At 67.9% G+C, this 15,311-nt stretch carries 14 protein-coding genes and 1 pseudogene; 8 read left to right on the forward strand and 7 right to left on the reverse strand.

All coding sequences use genetic code 11. The annotated features are described in order from the left end of the window. Positions 1-150: 150 nt before the first annotated feature. Positions 151-1,200, reverse strand: coding sequence for an EcsC family protein (locus tag AB0C25_RS24675; RefSeq protein WP_357376598.1), 1,050 nt, complete (start codon positions 1,198-1,200; stop codon positions 151-153). Between the two features lie 384 nt (positions 1,201-1,584). Here AB0C25_RS24675 and AB0C25_RS24680 point away from each other — a divergent pair, with 384 nt between their 5' ends. Then, positions 1,585-3,150 (forward strand): hypothetical protein, encoded by a 1,566-nt coding sequence (locus AB0C25_RS24680; RefSeq protein ID WP_357376599.1) that lies wholly within the window; start codon positions 1,585-1,587, stop codon positions 3,148-3,150. A 180-nt stretch (positions 3,151-3,330) separates the two neighbouring features. On the opposite strand, the gene AB0C25_RS24685 is transcribed toward AB0C25_RS24680, so the two are convergent. After that, on the reverse strand, positions 3,331-4,041 hold the full coding sequence (locus AB0C25_RS24685; RefSeq protein ID WP_357376600.1) for an HNH endonuclease signature motif containing protein: 711 nt from the start codon (positions 4,039-4,041) through the stop codon (positions 3,331-3,333). Positions 4,042-4,849: 808 nt separating this feature from the next. Between AB0C25_RS24685 and AB0C25_RS24690 the strand changes: the two genes are divergently transcribed. From AB0C25_RS24690 to AB0C25_RS24700, 3 genes and pseudogenes are all read left to right on the forward strand, one after another. Beyond that, positions 4,850-5,563, forward strand: a complete 714-nt coding sequence (locus AB0C25_RS24690) for a sulfotransferase domain-containing protein (RefSeq protein WP_357376601.1) — start codon at positions 4,850-4,852, stop codon at positions 5,561-5,563. A 305-nt stretch (positions 5,564-5,868) separates the two neighbouring features. Beyond that, positions 5,869-6,471, forward strand: a pseudogene (locus tag AB0C25_RS24695) (DUF5954 family protein); the annotation flags it as partial. A 68-nt stretch (positions 6,472-6,539) separates the two neighbouring features. Further along, on the forward strand, positions 6,540-6,959 hold the full coding sequence (locus tag AB0C25_RS24700) for a DUF5954 family protein (protein ID WP_357376602.1): 420 nt from the start codon (positions 6,540-6,542) through the stop codon (positions 6,957-6,959). Here the strand turns inward: AB0C25_RS24700 and AB0C25_RS24705 are convergent. The 5 genes from AB0C25_RS24705 to AB0C25_RS24725 all read right to left on the reverse strand — a co-directional run bounded on the left by AB0C25_RS24705 (position 6,928) and on the right by AB0C25_RS24725 (position 10,971). Further along, positions 6,928-7,986 (reverse strand): M23 family metallopeptidase, encoded by a 1,059-nt coding sequence (locus AB0C25_RS24705; RefSeq protein WP_357376603.1) that lies wholly within the window; start codon positions 7,984-7,986, stop codon positions 6,928-6,930. The two genes, AB0C25_RS24700 and AB0C25_RS24705, sit on opposite strands and share 32 nt — an antisense overlap. Before the next feature lie 135 nt (positions 7,987-8,121). Further along, positions 8,122-8,715, reverse strand: coding sequence for a phosphoesterase PA-phosphatase (locus AB0C25_RS24710; RefSeq protein WP_357376604.1), 594 nt, complete (start codon positions 8,713-8,715; stop codon positions 8,122-8,124). After that, the gene (locus AB0C25_RS24715) at positions 8,712-9,863 is read right to left on the reverse strand and encodes an MAB_1171c family putative transporter (protein WP_357376605.1); all 1,152 of its coding nucleotides are present in this window, start codon (positions 9,861-9,863) and stop codon (positions 8,712-8,714) included. Before AB0C25_RS24715 ends, AB0C25_RS24710 begins: the two co-directional genes overlap by 4 nt. Continuing rightward, on the reverse strand, positions 9,856-10,233 hold the full coding sequence (locus tag AB0C25_RS24720) for a hypothetical protein (RefSeq protein ID WP_357376606.1): 378 nt from the start codon (positions 10,231-10,233) through the stop codon (positions 9,856-9,858). The genes AB0C25_RS24715 and AB0C25_RS24720 overlap by 8 nt, the downstream gene beginning before the upstream one ends. Positions 10,234-10,509: 276 nt before the next feature. After that, positions 10,510-10,971 (reverse strand): helix-turn-helix domain-containing protein, encoded by a 462-nt coding sequence (locus AB0C25_RS24725; RefSeq protein ID WP_357376607.1) that lies wholly within the window; start codon positions 10,969-10,971, stop codon positions 10,510-10,512. Positions 10,972-11,177: 206 nt separating this feature from the next. Here AB0C25_RS24725 and AB0C25_RS24730 point away from each other — a divergent pair, with 206 nt between their 5' ends. Genes AB0C25_RS24730 through AB0C25_RS24745 form a run of 4 tightly spaced genes read left to right on the forward strand, consistent with a single transcriptional unit; the run spans position 11,178 to position 15,308 of the window. Further along, positions 11,178-11,477, forward strand: coding sequence for a hypothetical protein (locus AB0C25_RS24730; RefSeq protein WP_328654499.1), 300 nt, complete (start codon positions 11,178-11,180; stop codon positions 11,475-11,477). An 8-nt stretch (positions 11,478-11,485) separates the two neighbouring features. Continuing rightward, positions 11,486-12,211: a hypothetical protein gene (locus tag AB0C25_RS24735; protein WP_357376608.1), complete on the forward strand. Its 726-nt coding sequence runs from the start codon at positions 11,486-11,488 to the stop codon at positions 12,209-12,211. Next, entirely contained in the window at positions 12,208-13,776 is a 1,569-nt protein-coding gene (locus AB0C25_RS24740; protein WP_357376609.1) for a hypothetical protein, read from the forward strand. The genes AB0C25_RS24735 and AB0C25_RS24740 overlap by 4 nt, the downstream gene beginning before the upstream one ends. Beyond that, positions 13,773-15,308, forward strand: coding sequence for an SCO6880 family protein (locus tag AB0C25_RS24745; protein ID WP_357376610.1), 1,536 nt, complete (start codon positions 13,773-13,775; stop codon positions 15,306-15,308). Before AB0C25_RS24740 ends, AB0C25_RS24745 begins: the two co-directional genes overlap by 4 nt. The last annotated feature ends 3 nt before the right edge of the window (positions 15,309-15,311 follow it).

Below are 15,311 nucleotides of genomic sequence, written 5' to 3' on the forward strand. Positions count from 1 at the left end.
GACCCACGGCGCTGTCGTTGCCGGAAGCCCGGCCTGCCTGCCGTCATCGGCGTCGAGTGGGCTACCCGCCCGATCCGCGACCGTTAGCGCATACGCTTGCGCGGCACGGCGGCTTCGTCGAGCTCCTGCCGTAGGCGTCCCGCTCCGGATTCAGCGCAGGTCGGGTCCGCCCTCCACGGCGAGCTCGCCGAGCACGCTGAACCCGTCGTCGACTACGTCGTTCGGGTCGTCCGTGTCCTCAACAACGAAGGCTTCGATTGGTTCCTCGTCCAAAAGTTGAGGGTACTTCTCCAGCAGGAACCGGCGCCGGTAGGCCATTTCGGCGGTGTCGACGATTCCCTCCAGAGTGGTCCAGTTGAGAGTGCCGCCGACCAGGATTCCGGCTACCGGCACGACCTTGCCGAGGCCCTTCTTGGTGAGGGTGTGGCCGACCGCTTCCGCGAACCGTCCGGCGATCCGGGCGACGACGGAATCGTTCAGAACCTTCCACGCCTTACCGCGGACGAGCGCCTGGGTGAGGCGCGAGATGTCGGCGAAGGCAGCGTTCTTCGCGCTAACGGATGCGGCCGTCCCGGCGTTGACGACGGACAGCACGAAGAGCTTCTCAACTGGTTCTTCGGGGTCGAAGCCGTACAGCAGCGAGACATGTCCGACCGCGCGGGATGCGAGCCCGATGACGATGGCGGCGTCGCCAGCGAGAGCGCCGACGATGGCGCCTCCGGACGGTGCCGCCGCCGCACCACCGGAGACCGCGGTAGCCAGTTCGCCACCCGAGATGACCAGCCCCGCGCCCATCCCCGAGACTGCGGCAGTCGCCGGGTAGTACCAGCTCAGAGACCGCCCGCGGACCACGTGGATCTGCTCGAGGTCGAGGCGCCGCAGGTCGGAGAGCTTGGTGACCTCGTGCCCGCGCTTCTGGTGGAGCTCCACCACCCGCTTGGGCGAGAGCCCCGCCCGCGAAATCCTCGCCACCGTCCGCTGCATCGAGCCCAGAGCACTGCCACTCCAGTCCGCCGCGCTGGTGGGGAGGACGCCGGCGGCTTTGCGAGCCCCGGTGCCGATGGCGCTCGCACCCTTGGCGACGATGCCGCGCCCCCGCGACGCGACTGATTGGGCACCCGGGTGGTTTTCCAGGTACGTCGCCGCACGCCGACCGAGTGCCGCGGCGCCGTTGGACACACCCTCGCCGGCGCTGCGCAACGCGGCCGACAGTGGCCTGCCCTTGAACCGCTGAATGTCACGCCACGCCGCAAGCTCGTACTCCGAGGGTTCTGCCACGTAGCCCAGGTTAGTGACCCGGGCCGCCGTTCATGAACAGGCAGGTGGCGGAGGAGCGTTGGCCCGATCGGCTCCAACCAAGTGGTGCAGTGCTATGAGCGGCCCAGCCTTGCCTCACCCACTACTCGGTGCCGTGCCAGGCAGCGCAATTGATCATCGAGCATGTCGGCTGGTTGGGGAAGGTCCCCGTCCCACAGGCCATGGGCCCACCGGGGCGGGAGCTGGGGTTGCGGCACCCCTCGCCCGCCATGTGCCTGACCAGGTAGTCGGGTGCCCCGCATGGACCTCAGCATGCGAGGATAGGTCATGGCACTGATCTCCGCCGATGCCCTCGCTGGGTATCTGCTTGAGGAGGCAATCGCCTTCCTGCTTAGCTCGAACGGATACCGGCTCCTGCAGGACTCGGACGCTGATGAGCAAGCCCTACGTCAAGCGGGACACGGTCTGCTGGTTCGCGGCCGAGGTGCCGATCATCAGGCTGACGTGTTGGGTGATCTGCTGATGCCGACACCGTTCTCCCTGCCTGTTCGGCTGTTCGTTGAGGCGAAGAACCGCGGATCGAAGGTCGGCCTATCGGAGGTGCGCAACGCCCATGGCGTCATCGACGACGTAAACCAGCAGTACTCGACCGAGCTATCGACGTCTTATCGGCATCCATTGCGCCGGTATCAGTACCGCTACGCGTTGTTCTCGGCGGCTGGTTTTAAACGGGAAGCGCAAAGCTACGCGCTCGCGCAACAGATCTCGCTTGTAGACCTGTCCGGGCCTGCGTTCGAACCCCTTATCGCCACGGTAGAAAGGGCCGCGAGGCTGGTTCTCGCTGAAGCAGTGGACGCGGATCTCACGACTTTTCCTGTCCGGCAAGTACGGCTGGCGCTCCGAGCTGCGTTCAGCAGCGCAGGAGTCGAGATGACTGCGGCTGGAGTGCCGTCTAAAGGTGTAGGCGGTGGCCTTCCCGCGGGCGTCCTGGCGTCTTGGGCTGCCCGGGTGATCGCCGAGCTGCAGGATTCGGCAACGGGTGAAGGACTCATCCTGGGGTTCCCCGCGGCGCCGTTTATTCTGGCCATGCATCCCGACAGCATGGAGGCCTTCGAAGTATTCATTGCTGAGCACGGCACTAACATCCCGGTGGACATTCGTTTCGGGCGAGAAGGGGCTCGTGGGGACTGGACCATTACCCCCATCGCAGATCCTGAGGGATTCCGGCTGTCGTTCGGTCTCCCCGGCGCGCTCGAGACCTGGCTGCTGTCCGTTCCCGAGCAGGAGCGCCGACGTGCGGCCGATGCAAGACAGCTCTTGTTGCCGACGATCAGCCTTTTCTTGGAAGACCGGCTGGTCCAGTTGCGATATCAACCGGTGCAACCGCCGCCCCGGCCGCCCTCGGAGGAGGAGGTTGAGGACGGGGCAGGGACTGACGCAGCCGACACCTCGTTCCTGCGGCGCAACCTCCCAGCACGGCCTCGGCAGCGGGAACGTCTCGAGGTGCCGATCGTGATCGAAGATCAGGCTGAGCGGGTGCCAAGCGAGATTCGAGGCTGGTCGTTGCGACCAGCTGAGGAGCTGATGACTGTGCTGGACGACTCCTACCCGATGCATGCTGCTCTGATTCGTACCGCCGCGCGCCACGGTGGTCGGCTGGAGCGGGAACAGGTGTATGCGATTGCCGACTTCCCACCGGATCGCACGTTGCGCGGATTGACACGTCCCACTAACCGCATCACGGCCTCTCTCATCGAGCGAGGCCGCCTTCCCGAGGAAGTGGAGTATCCGTTCCAGACGGGCTACGACTACGGGGTCCAGGCGACTCACTTCACCGTGCCGCCCGACCTCGTGGCAGCGCTCCAGGTGCTTGGGCTGCCACGAGGCATCTGACGAGAGCTCCTGCCGACTTCGGGTGGCGCGAAACTACGCCACCGTTCGAGTCTGCATCGGCGAACGTTCAATGGGTACGACTCGCCGCGTCGACGCAGCAGGTCCGACCGAGCGAGAGGGCGCCTTCGGCTGGCGCCGCAGTCGATTTATTTGCCGGTGGTGGCAAAAATGACGGCATCGTCAGTATTTCTTGAGCGAACCTCCCAGTCTTGGACCAGGGTCACTGATTATGTCCCATAGTTCCTTTTCTGTCATGTCAACTTCGAGTGCGGCCGCGGCAATAAGATCATCTGCGGCTTCAGGCACGTCGTCTATGTGTTGATCCGCGCCTGGGTGGGTGGTGGGCCAAAGTCCGTCTACAACATCACTTGCCCATGCGATGTAGGGGGCGTATAGCCAATACGCTTTAGACGCCGTCTCAGCGCTGAATGTTAGTTTGCACCGATCAAGAGCCCGTTTCGCTTCAGGTGATACTGCGCGGCAGTCATCCACAAGCGCTTGTCGCCCTTCGGGTGTCCCTTTGTCCGCTACGTCGGCGATTGCCACCTTATTGACATGGTCTGACAAACGTTCTAGGGTTTCGAACAATTCCACGAGTGCTGCTACCCTGTTCGCCCGGACCAGTGCGTTTACGTCGCGTTGCGAATTGAGTAACCCTTTGTAAGTCAGCATGGCCTTGCGATCGATGTCGCCCCGGTCGAAGCGGGCATGACAGGTTGGACACAAGGCGATTAAGTTGCCGAAGCTGTGTTCGCGAACCTTGCTCCAGGATGTGATGTGCGCCAGCTCTACCGGTACGGAGCGGCAGGTGGGGATCGCGCACCGGTGCCCGGCTTCTACCAGCACTGCGCGTTCGAGTTCCCGTGGGATGGCAGGTCGTCCGTCAGGCACCCGCTCACACTAGCGGGTTCGGAGTAGGTGAATGCGTTCAAGCTCACGTAGCGTGCAGTCACAGCCGTAACCGACTGGTGGGTGCATGGCGTTGAGTTGCTGATGTTGGGGCCGGCCCGGCGTGCTGCAGGGTAGGCCACGTCCAACTGTCGGCGGGAACAGTTGCCTACCGAGATGAGCTGTCCTCACGGTGAGTAGCTGACGGTCTCCTTCGGCGCGGGCACATCGCTTGGGAAGCCTTGACGTCACATCGGACGGTGTTGGACGCTGTTGGTCGTTCCGGCGAAGCGAGTGTGCCGCAGAGTGACCAGATTCCTGGGCAGCGGACCCGCGCGGGCTCTGGGGAGATCCTGGGGAACCCGATCGTTCCATCTGCACAAATTTATTACAAAGTGGACCTTTGGCGCCGCTGGAATGAGGGTTGGTCCATCGAAGGATGCGCTTGAGTTCGATCGATGGGCTGCTTGGTGTGGATCAGAGTGGCAGTCACCTAGAGTGAGGGTGGTGGGCGAGTTCGTCATGCCGGATCTGACGCGAGGAGTGTCCGCCGAATCGCCGAATGGGTAGATGTCGTGGCAGGCGTCCATGCGCGCAGGCGTCAACCTTTGCGACAGGGAGTGGCAGGCTTCGCCAAAGTGTTGTGATCGACTGAGCGACGCTTGGCGGCGGGGTGGTACGAAAGGCAGGCGAGCCGGGTCGGCGGCGCCGGACGACCCTCGTAGCTCACCCACGGCGAAGGGGCTGGCGCAGGAGGCAGCGGTGAGCCGAGGTGAACCGTGCGACCGCCTGCACCCACTACTATGCATAGGTGATCGTCTGGGTGTCCTCCTTTCCCCGGTCAGGCAACACCTTCCTCCGGATTGCCCTCAACCGGCTCTACGGCGTAAGGACATCCGTCGTCTATGACGTCGATGGCGTGGCTCAGCGCCTGGGCCCCGATCTGGTCGGCTTCACAGAGGGCCCCGCACCAATCGAGGTCATGCGCGAGTCGTGTGAGCTTCACTTCGTGAAGACGCACCGACAGCGCGACGACCAGATCGACGAGATGGACAAGGTTATCTGCCTGGTCAGGGATGGCCGCGATGCGCTTGTCTCGTGGGCTCGCCAATCGAGCGAAACAGATGCCACAAGGTTCGCGACGGAGTTGCGCGCCATGATCACCCAGCGGAGCGCGGTCGGAACCGGCAGTTGGGGACGCAACGTACTGAGCTGGCTGCTGCCGGAGGCGCCTCACCGAGTGGTACTGCGGTACGAGGAACTCGTCCTGCGGCCGAGGGCTGCCATCGAACGAGTAATGCAAACGTTGGTACCCCAGCTCGAACCCCTCGCCGACGCCCAGATCCCGTCGTTCACCGAGCTCAAACAATCCGACGACCGTTTCTTCCGTAGAGGCCTAACCAACACCCACCGCGACGAACTGCCCGCCGAGCTTCACCAACTCTTCTGGGCGCAGTCCGACAACGTCGCCGCGATGCAGCTACTCGGTTACGGCACCAAGACGGAGGATTCGCAACGAACGTGAGGGTCTGTCCTTCGCTCAGTGGATGGCCGCCGACGACCGGCAGCCCAAGATTGACGTTGCAGCTGATCGGGAGCGCCGATGCCGAGCAGGTAAGGCCGATGCCCACCGCGCGAGTCGCACATCAGCAATGCGCCGGCCCTGCGGCTTGGCGCAGACCTTCACCACCTTTTAGGAGCGCTACCCGGTACTGCTGTGGCATGGCGTTCCAGCGACCATGGGGACACAATGCGTAGGTGACGCATCACGGTGAGAGGGTGCCTGATCACCTACTGGTCAGGATTGAGCAGCGGGGCGACCCGGTGTCGATGGTCTCGGAGGACGACGCCCGGGAACGCTCGATCGCCTATCCGGCGCTCATGTGGAGCATGCCAATCTTTGGCTTCGCCCAGCAGGTCGATGGCCGATGGCGGATCCTTCGGCTCACCGCCGACGAGCCTCAGCATGCCCGCGACGGCCTCGCCTCCCACTTCCGCAAGCTTCACAGCGAACTGCCGGAGATCGACGAGCACGCAACCGAGCGGGCGGCGTACGAGGCGGCGTACGAGTTGCTCGACTGGGAGTCGCTCGATGAGCTCACTGTCAACGGCCTGCACTACCGGATCATCCGGGCTCAACCGTTCATTCGGATGGGCCCGGATGGGCCCGAGCCGCCCCGACCTACCGACCCCGACCCGTACCCGCCGGGCAAAGCGGAACGGGCCGCGTTGCCCATCGACGGGTTCGTTATCGACCCGACCGTGGGCACCGGGCTCACCGACGGACTCGTCCGGATGGAAATGATCTCGGGTTACCTGACGTCGGAGGTCGTCTCGGAGAATGTGCGCGCAGACTCCCGGCGGGCGCTGACCACCCATCCGAACGTGGTGCTGCTCCCCATCTGTTACACCATCGGAGGTTACGTCGACGGAGGTTGGCGGCCCCGAACGGCGGCCATGTACCGACGCCACAGGCGGCACGGGACGCAGGTTTCTTCCCTATGGGCGACGTGGCGCTTGACGGGAACACCCCCTTCGAGGAGGTTATGGCGGCGTACGAACGCGCCCGCGCAGCGCACCAGCCGCCACGTACCGACGACTTCGAGGTGCAGGGCGTGCCGTGCCGGGTGACCCGGGTCGAGATCTTCGTCCGGGTCGGCCCCGACGGTCCGGAAGGGCCACGCCCCTCCGGACCGGGACTCGTATCCACCGCCCGCTCGGCAGGTCCACGACCTTCGCGAGCAGGGCCTGATGCCCCATCCAGACTGACCCGGCTACAGCCGCGTACGGCAAGCCGCGCGGCGTACCGCTGCGACTGGCAGCCGCATCTGCCTCACGTCGTGTGGATCTGCCGCACTTGTGCGTACCGAGGAATCCTGCGATCCATGATCAACTTAAACGGACACCGCGAGCGGCCATGAACGCGAACGGTTCGGTGGCGTTGGCGCTACCTGGCGGGTTGCTGGTGTGAGTTTCGAAGTGCAGGTGCGGGCCGCTGGAGTGGCCGCTGCTGCCGACGACGCCGAGCTGCTGGCCGGTGCTGACGGTTTGCCCGACGGCGACGTACGGGCGGTGGAGCATGTGGCAGTAGCGGGTCGCGGTGTCGTCGGCGTGGCGGATCTGGACGTACCATCCGCAGCCTGGCGTGTTGAGTGAGCCGTCGATGTCGCAGTTGGCGCTGTCGCACCTGGCGGTGATGACGACTCCGGCGCTGGCGGCGTAGATCGGTGTTCCCTTGGGTGCGGCGACGTCCACGCCGTCGTGCGTGGGGCGTTCGGGTGTGCGGAAGCCGCTGGTGAAGGTGCCGTTGACGGGCTTGACCCAGGTGCCGGCCCCCGGTGAGCAGGTGAGGCTGCCGTCGGTGAGGGCGTTGACGATGGCGGTGGCGAGGGGCTCGTGCTGGGCGTAGGCGTCGGGGAAGGCGCTGACCTGGACGCGCTGGGCCACGACGGTCAGGGGGAGGGTCTCCCAGCCGGGTATGCCGCGCATCTTGGTGAAGAACTTGGTGGCGGAGATGGCCGGGGTCATGAGTTCCTGGACGGTGCCCCATCCGCCTGCTCCGTCGGGCGGGAGTGGTCGTTGTTGGAAGAGCCCGACGCTGTCATGGTCGGCGCCGACTCCGTCATGGGGGAGAGTTAGGGACCGGGGGACGTTCGCGTTGGCGAGGTTCCTGAGGTGGGACTCCTGCAGGGCGGTGGCAATGCCGATCACGGCGGCCCTGGCGGGCAGCTTCATCTGAACGGACGCGGTGTAGATGCTCTGGGCGTGCGCCAGAGCGGTCTGCGCGAGGTCTTTCAACTCGGTCTGCGCGGCGCTTCCGGGTGCCAGGGCGGGTAGGCAGCCGGTGGTGGAGGCGGCGGGTTCGAGGCTGCCGCTGCCGGTGGCCGCGACGGCGACGCTCAGGGCGAGCGCCAGGGGTACGAGGGGTGCGAGCGTGAGCGGTCTCATCGCCGCCTCGGCAGGGGCGTAGGCATGGGGCACCTCGGACGGACGCAGGTCAGCCTGTATGCGATTGCAAACGGCACGAAGCTTCGCCGAGGATAGCCGAGCGAGGCACTCAGCTGTCAACTATCGCTAACGGGATCAGGTGAGACCGGCGAAGATCAGGCCCGCGACGATGGTGCCGAGGAGCCCGCCGGCGACGACCTGCGCCGTGGTGTGGTCGCGCAGAGCGACGCGGGACCATCCCACTGCCGCCACGACGACGGCCAGGGCGGCGATCGCGAGGGCGGGTAGCTGGCTGGCGAGCATGGTCGTGGCGCCGGCGGCCACGGCGGTGTGCACGCTGATCTTCCAGCGCAGAGTGATGGCGGCGAGTGCGGCGAGGGTGGCGAACATCGCCAGGGTGAGGGCGATGACCGCACGGGGTGCGTCGCCGACGGCCATGGCGCCGATGCCGATCCCGACCGAGGTGAGGATGAGGGTCATGACGGTGAGGCGGTGGCTGCGTACGCCGAGGTGCCGGTCTGCCCACCGCCCGGCGGTGACGCCGCGCTTGATGAGCAGGACCGGGATGACTGCGGCGAACACCGCGCTGACGATGCCCCATCCGAGGCCCGTCCACCGGCCGGAGGTCCAGCCGGTGATGAGGCTGATGGCGATGATCCAGGTTTTCGGGTCGAGCCAGTCGGTGACCCGGCGGGCGGTGCGGGATTCGGCGGTGAGGGTGGCGGTCATCGGTGCGGCTCCGGTGCGGTGCTTGCGTGGGTCAGAGCGTCCCGGACCGCCGTGGTGTCCCAGACATGGGCGAGGTCGAGCAGCCGGGCAAGCCGCTCGGCCGGGTCCGGTGACGTGGGCGGCGGGGCGTAGGGGGCAGCGGGCGTAACCGCGGGCGGCAGAGCCTGGGCGATGCGAAGCAGGCTGGCTTCGGTCGCTGCCGCGAGATCCTGGCTGGTGAGCCCTTGGGTGGCAAGACGGTCGTGGACGCGATGGACGAGTTGTTCATCGGTACGGCGGTACAGGTCGTGGATCGTGTCGTGGAGTTCGACGACGTGACGGGAGAGGCGCTCGCGGGGACTGAGCCCGGGTGGATCGAGGCGGTGGTCGGCAGGCACGAGATCGTGCCAGAGCGGGTCGAGTGTCCGTAGATGCCGGCGAGCTCTCAGGTTGGCTCGCGTTCCGGGCGCACCGGCGATGGTGAGCCCGGCCGTGATGAGCAGCATGGCGAGGTACTTGATGTCGTCGGAGAGGTCGACGTAGAAGATGTCACCGCGGCTTGGTGGGCCGACGGCGAGACGTGCGCCGAAGTAGGCGGCCCGATAGAGGGCGTACCCGGTGCCGATGCTGCATCCGACGACGAGCACCAGTTGGCCGGCGCGTACGACGCGGTGTCGGCTGGCCCGGTGGGCGCGGCGGAACAGCCGGGCGGACAGGGTTATCGCGACGCCGAGATACACCGTCCAGCTCAGGATGTACGCCGTGGCGATGGGTTTGCCGGCCGCCTGGTCAGCGAAGTCCTCGGAGTCGACGCGGGGCATCGTCCAGAACAGGCAGGTCATGATGACGACGGTGACCGCCAGGCCGGCCAGGGAAACACGACGCCGGACATGGGTGGCCGTGCCCAGGACGGCAAGGTCGAACAGGGCCGCCACCGCCACGAGTCCGGCGAGGTGTTTCACCAGGACGCCGGCGCCGTGTACGCCGGCGAGCTGGTCGATTGCGTGCGCGATCGGCTCGACGCGGACCGTCATCGACACGGCCAGCCCGGTGATGGCCGCCCACACCGCCCGGTGAGCGGGCCCGCTGTGTAGGGCGTGTGCCCGCGCGACCGACACGATCCACAACGCGGCAACCACGACGAGTTCGGCGGCGGAGGGTTCAGACATCGTCGAGCGCGAGGGCGGATGCCACCTGAGACAGCCCGGCGGGTGCGTCAGGCGCGGCGCGGCCCGCACGGTCGATGATGACGGTGGCCATCATCTCGGCTTCGCGCTCCTGGTCGCTGGTGAAGTCGTGGCGGCCGAGCATGGAGCGTACGACGGTCATGTCGAGGTCCGGCAGCAGAATCTCGCCGAGGTCGACGTCGGATGCCTCGTGGCCCCACAGCATGTGGCCCACCTCGTGCGCCGTGATGTGGTCCTGCTCCCACGAGCTGCGGGTGGGGTCCACGAAGATTAGGTCCTGGGTGGCGGTGTGCACCCACAGCCCGGAGTGCTGGCCCGACCGCGAGGGCGCGGGAAGGTCGCGCAGGGTCACGGGCCGTCGTCGGTGCCGGGCGATGGCGGCGGCGAGAGCGTGCCGGTCAAAGGGGGACGGGACCACGATGCCGTTGTCATCGAGTAGCTGCTCGCACCGCCGCCGCAGATCGCGTAGGTGTGCCTGACTCTCGGGTCCGGCGGCCCGTGGTCGGCGCATTGCCTCTCCCATCGACTGGCGAGCCGGGGCACAGGGCAATCCGGCTGTGGTGCGATGAGTCAGGCTAGTGGCCTGCCGTGGTGCGGCGTCAAGCCGAAGTCCCAGGTCAGAGGCATTTCACACTTGGTTGGGTGGGAGCGTCCCATCGCTGTCGACCTCCGACAGACCCTCAATGCGGCGGGCGTACCGTAGCTGCGCCTTGATCGGCTCGAGGGCCTCCGCCGACAGCCCGGTGGCGAGCCGGGCGAGTTCCCGCACCCCGTCGTCGCGCAGCTCGGTGACGATCTCCAGTTGCGCGTCAACACGTTCCGCGACGATGTCATCGCTGAAGTAGGTCACCGGGACGCCGAACAGCTGGGCAACCCAGGCGAGCTTGTCCAGGCTCGGGGTCTTTCGCTGGCCGGTGCGGATCTGCTGGAGGTAGACCGGAGAGATCACCGCTTCGCCACCGGCCAGTTCGGCGATCTTCGCCGCCGCCTCGCGGTAGCTGTAAGGGCGGCCCAGCGTCGCGGGGTAGACCGTGCGGAACAGGTGATCCAGGCGTGCGGCGACGCGGTGGGTCCTGTCGTCGGTCGTCATCCCGGCATTGGCCTTCCTGTACGCGCGTCGGTCAAGCCTGCAATGACAGCAATCGCAGACGCAAGTTGCCACATGACCTTTGTCACCCAGTCGGGTCTACCCCTGCGGACGGCGGGCTGCTTAAAGTCTGACCCTGCTGTACGCGATTGCTAACACCCCTGGTCAGCTCGCGGCGGCGTGTCCCTCCGCTCTGCAAGGAGTTCCTCATGCACACCCTTTCCTCTGCCCTGTCCGTGCTCGCCGACGTGCCCAACCCGGCTCCGGCTGACCCGACGGGTGGCAGCAACGGCATCTCGCTGCTGCTGTCGTACGTCAAGTGGGGTGCATTGATCGGGTGCGCCATCGCCGCCCTCGCCTCGGGTGGCCTGATGGCCGTCGGGAAGCTCTCCAACCGGCCCGGCACCGCTGAGATGGGCAAGAGCGCCTTCATCTGGTCGCTCGGAGGGGTGATCGTCACCGCCATGGCGATCCCCCTGGTCAACACCGTCTTCGGCGCAGCGAACTGAGCTGAGCCGTGAACGACTTCATCGACCCGGGACCGCGCCGTGCCCGGTGGGTCGTCATCGCCTGCGGAGCACTCGCGACCCTGGTCGCGGCCGCCGGGCTGATCGTCTGGGTGCTGAAACCCCATTCCGGCGACTCCCAAACGGTGCCGCCGGGCGCGCTGCCGCCCATGGCCACCGGCTCCTCAACGTCAGTTCCGAGCGGGCCGGTGCGGCTGGGCGCCGGTAGCCAGACGGTGCAGGGCATCGCGGTGGGCCACCCGCACTCACCAGTGGGTGCGGTGACGGCTGGCACCGAATACCTCACGCAGGTGCTGTCGAACCTCGACCCGGCTCGCGCACGGACGATCGCCACCGTGATCGCCGACCCCTCGTTCGCCGACGCCAGCGACTACCTCGCCGAGGGGGCGGTGAACCTGCGGCGCACCCTCGGCGTGTCCACGATCGGGCCGGTGCCGCTGGGCGCATCGCTCACCTTCGGACCGGCCGCCTACCAGCTTCGCGACGCCACACCGGACACGACGACCGTGCTGGTCCTCGGCTACCTGTCCACCACCGCGCCCGGCCGGCAGGTCGCCTCCACCATCGGCGTGTACCCGATCCGGCTGCACTGGGCCGCCACCGACTGGAAGGTCCTCCCGCCGGACCCGGCGGACGCCACCGACTACACCAGCCTTGCGACCCAGCCCGGCAGCGCCGAGGCCGCCGCCCAAGGTTGGCAGGAAATCATCCCGTGAACACCGCAGCCTGCGACCCGCTCAACGGCCAGATCAGCGGATGCACCCCCGGCGGCATCATCGACGGCGCCGCGGCCAACGCCTGGGAATCAGTCTGCCGCTCGTTCGCCGACGCCGCGACATCGCTGCTGAAGACCTTCGCCGATGCGTTCGTCGCGTTTCCCAACCTCGACCTGATGAGCATCAACCAGCCACTGGCGATCTCGCGGTGGCTGGCGATGGGCATCGCCGCCCTACTGCTGCTCCTCCAGGTCGTCCGAACCGTCGCCACACGCGACGGCTCCCCGCTGGCACAAGGCCTCGTCGGCGCGGGTAAGGCGGTGCTGGCATTCCTCGTCACGATGGTCGTCGCCAACGCCGCCCTGATCGCCTCCGACGAAGTCAGCCGCGGCATCATCAACCGATCCCTGGGCGGCAACGACGGCCTCAAGGCCAAACTCACCGTCCTGTTCCAGATGGGCTCGGTCACCGGCTCCTCGGGGTCACTGATGCTCATCCTCGCGCTGGTCGGCATCGCGCTCACGCTGGTGCTGTGGTTCGAGCTGCTACTGCGCAACGCCGCGATCGCGGTATTGCTGGCCACCTCGCCCATCGCCGCCGTCGGCAACATGTCGGAGACGACGCAGAGCTGGTGGTCGAAGCTCTGCGGCGCCACCATCCAGCTGATCATCCTCAAGCCGGTGATCGCACTGGTCTTCGCGATCGGCTTCGGCGTTCTCGGAGACCCGACCGACCCCACCCGGGCCAAGGACGTGACCACCCTGCTGACCGGCATGTTGGTGCTGCTCATGGCCGTCGTCGCGTGGCCGGTCATCGCCCGCTTCTTCACCTTCGCCACCGTGCAGGCCGCCGCCGGTGGCGGGCTCGCCGGGATGCTGGGCTTCGCCGCTGGTAGGGCGAACGCCAGCGGCCCGCCGAGCGGGGTGAACCCGGCTCAGTTCAGCCAGGCCAGTGAGGCACGCACCCTCGCCTCGGCTGCCGGCAAGAGCGGCGCCGCTGGCGGCGCGGCCGGTGGTAGCGCCGGCGCGGCGGGCGGCGCGACCGCGGCACTCGGGGCGGTCGCCGCGCCGATCGCGGTCGCCGCCGCCGGCGTCGACCTGGCCCAGCGGGCGGTCAACTCTTTGGCCGGGCGGATGGAACAAACCGCCGGGCACGCTGGCGTACACGGCGCGAACCCGCACGCCCGCCCGGCCGGCTACTCCCGATACGCAGGCAGCTGGACTGGCGCCCTCACCGGCACCGCTGGCCGCTCCGCCGCACCAACCGGCCCCACCGGAAGCTCTACCGCAACGGCTGAAGCGAAACCTCGAATCCCGGCCTCCTCCGGTGACATGACCGGACCCGCTCCGACATCTGCGCCGAGTCGAGCGGCCGAAGCCGTGCCACCGCCGCTCCACACGCCTCCACCGGCCCCCGAGACCAACCCGACGCCAAGATCCTCGGCCAGCGAGGTGAGTTCGGCCGCGCCTCCGACCCAACCAAGGGGGACGGGCGTACCCGATCCAGCGCCGCCAGCCCCGCACGACTCTCCATCCGCTAACCCGACCGAGGAGGTCGACCGGTGAGCACGCCCACCGCCGAGCACCGCACCCGCAGCTACTTCGGATGGCAGCACGAGAAGGTCGCATTCCTGTTCGGGATGACCCTGCAGCGAGTCACGATGCTCGCCGGCGCCGTCCTGGCGGGGATCTGGCCGCTCGCCGCCGCCCGCCCCGCCGCCGGGGCACTACTCTGGCCGCTCGCCGTCGTGTTGGCGACGCTGGCGTTCCTGCGCGTCGGAGGCCGCACCACCGACGAATGGGTACTGGCGTTCACCTCCTATCACTGGGGCCGCTCCCGCACCCGGCACCGCTTCCTCTCCGCCGCGTTCGCTCCTGCCCCAGCCGACGCGACGGCCGCGAAACCGATGGACCTGCCCGGCGTCCTGGCACCGCTGACGATTCTGGAGGCGCAGGGGCCCTCGGGGCAGCCGCTCGCGGTGGCGTACCACCGTCTGGACCGCACCTACACGGCGGTCGCGCGAGTCCGCTACTCCGGAATCAGCCTGGTCGACTCTGCCCGCCGGGACCAACGCGTCGCCGGCTGGGGCGCGCTGCTGGCCGGGCTGTGCACAGAGGGGAACCCGATCGTGCGGGTGCAGGCGCTGCAGCGCATCGTCCCAGAGTCCGGAGCGGCGCTGCGCCGCTGGCACGTCGACCACGTCACCGCCACCGCCCCGGCCGAGGCCGTCGCGGTCACCAGCGATCTGCTCACCGCCGCCGCCCTGTCCAGCAGCGGCCGGGAGGCGTACCTGGCCTTCACGATGGACCACCGCCGGGCTGCCGGGGCGATCAAGAGCGCCGGTGGGGGCAGCGTCGCCGCCGCGGACATCCTCACCCGGCACCTGCGAGCCCTGTCCGCGTCGATCGCCGGCGCGGACCTGCAGGTCGAGTCCTGGCTAGGCCCCCGCGACCTCGCCGAGGTCATCCGCACCGCCTACGACCCGCACGCTGGCCGGCACCTCGCCGAACGCCGCGCCAACGCCACCACCCCGGGTGCCGACGGCCTGCCCGCCGGCGTCGACCCGGCCGTCGCAGGCCCCGCCGCCGCGCTCAGCTCCCCGGGTAGTTACGCCCACGACGGCGCCCACTCCGTCACGTACTGGATCCACGACTGGCCCCGCAACCAGGTCTACTCCACCGTCCTCGCCCCGCTACTCGGCGACGGCGTGCACCGACGGGCGTACTCAATGCACATCGAACCCCTCGGGCCGCGCGAGGCGTCCCGCAAGGTGATGGGGGAGCGGACCCGCCGCTCCGTCGCCGTGGGGATGCGGCACCGCACCCAGCAGATCGTGCCCGAGCACGAGCGGCAGGCCCTGGCGCGCGCCGAGGCGCAGGACGCCGAACTCGCCGCCGGCCACGGCCTGGTCCGCTTCACCGGCTACGTCACCGTGACCGTCACCGACCCGGCCCAGACCGAGGACGCCTGCGCGGCACTGGAGGCCGACGCCGCCGCAGCCCGCATCGAGCTGCGCCGCATGTGGTACGCCCACGACAGCGGCTTCGTGATGGGCGCCCTCCCGCTCGGCTTCGGCCTGCCCCGGAAGCGGTGGTGAGCC

The organism is Micromonospora sp. NPDC048839, assembly GCF_040649915.1.
Classification (GTDB): Bacteria; Actinomycetota; Actinomycetes; order Mycobacteriales; family Micromonosporaceae; genus Micromonospora.

Bases quoted from the DNA above. Each gene is read 5' to 3' on its own strand.
- AB0C25_RS24700 (WP_357376602.1), top strand. From the start codon at position 6,540: ATGGGCGACGTGGCGCTTGACGGGAACACCCCCTTCGAGGAGGTTATG.
- AB0C25_RS24725 (WP_357376607.1), bottom strand. From the start codon at position 10,971: ATGACGACCGACGACAGGACCCACCGCGTCGCCGCACGCCTGGATCAC.
- AB0C25_RS24680 (WP_357376599.1), top strand. From the start codon at position 1,585: ATGGCACTGATCTCCGCCGATGCCCTCGCTGGGTATCTGCTTGAGGAG.
- AB0C25_RS24705 (WP_357376603.1), bottom strand. From the start codon at position 7,986: ATGAGACCGCTCACGCTCGCACCCCTCGTACCCCTGGCGCTCGCCCTG.
- AB0C25_RS24730 (WP_328654499.1), top strand. From the start codon at position 11,178: ATGCACACCCTTTCCTCTGCCCTGTCCGTGCTCGCCGACGTGCCCAAC.
- AB0C25_RS24710 (WP_357376604.1), bottom strand. From the start codon at position 8,715: ATGACCGCCACCCTCACCGCCGAATCCCGCACCGCCCGCCGGGTCACC.
- AB0C25_RS24715 (WP_357376605.1), bottom strand. From the start codon at position 9,863: ATGTCTGAACCCTCCGCCGCCGAACTCGTCGTGGTTGCCGCGTTGTGG.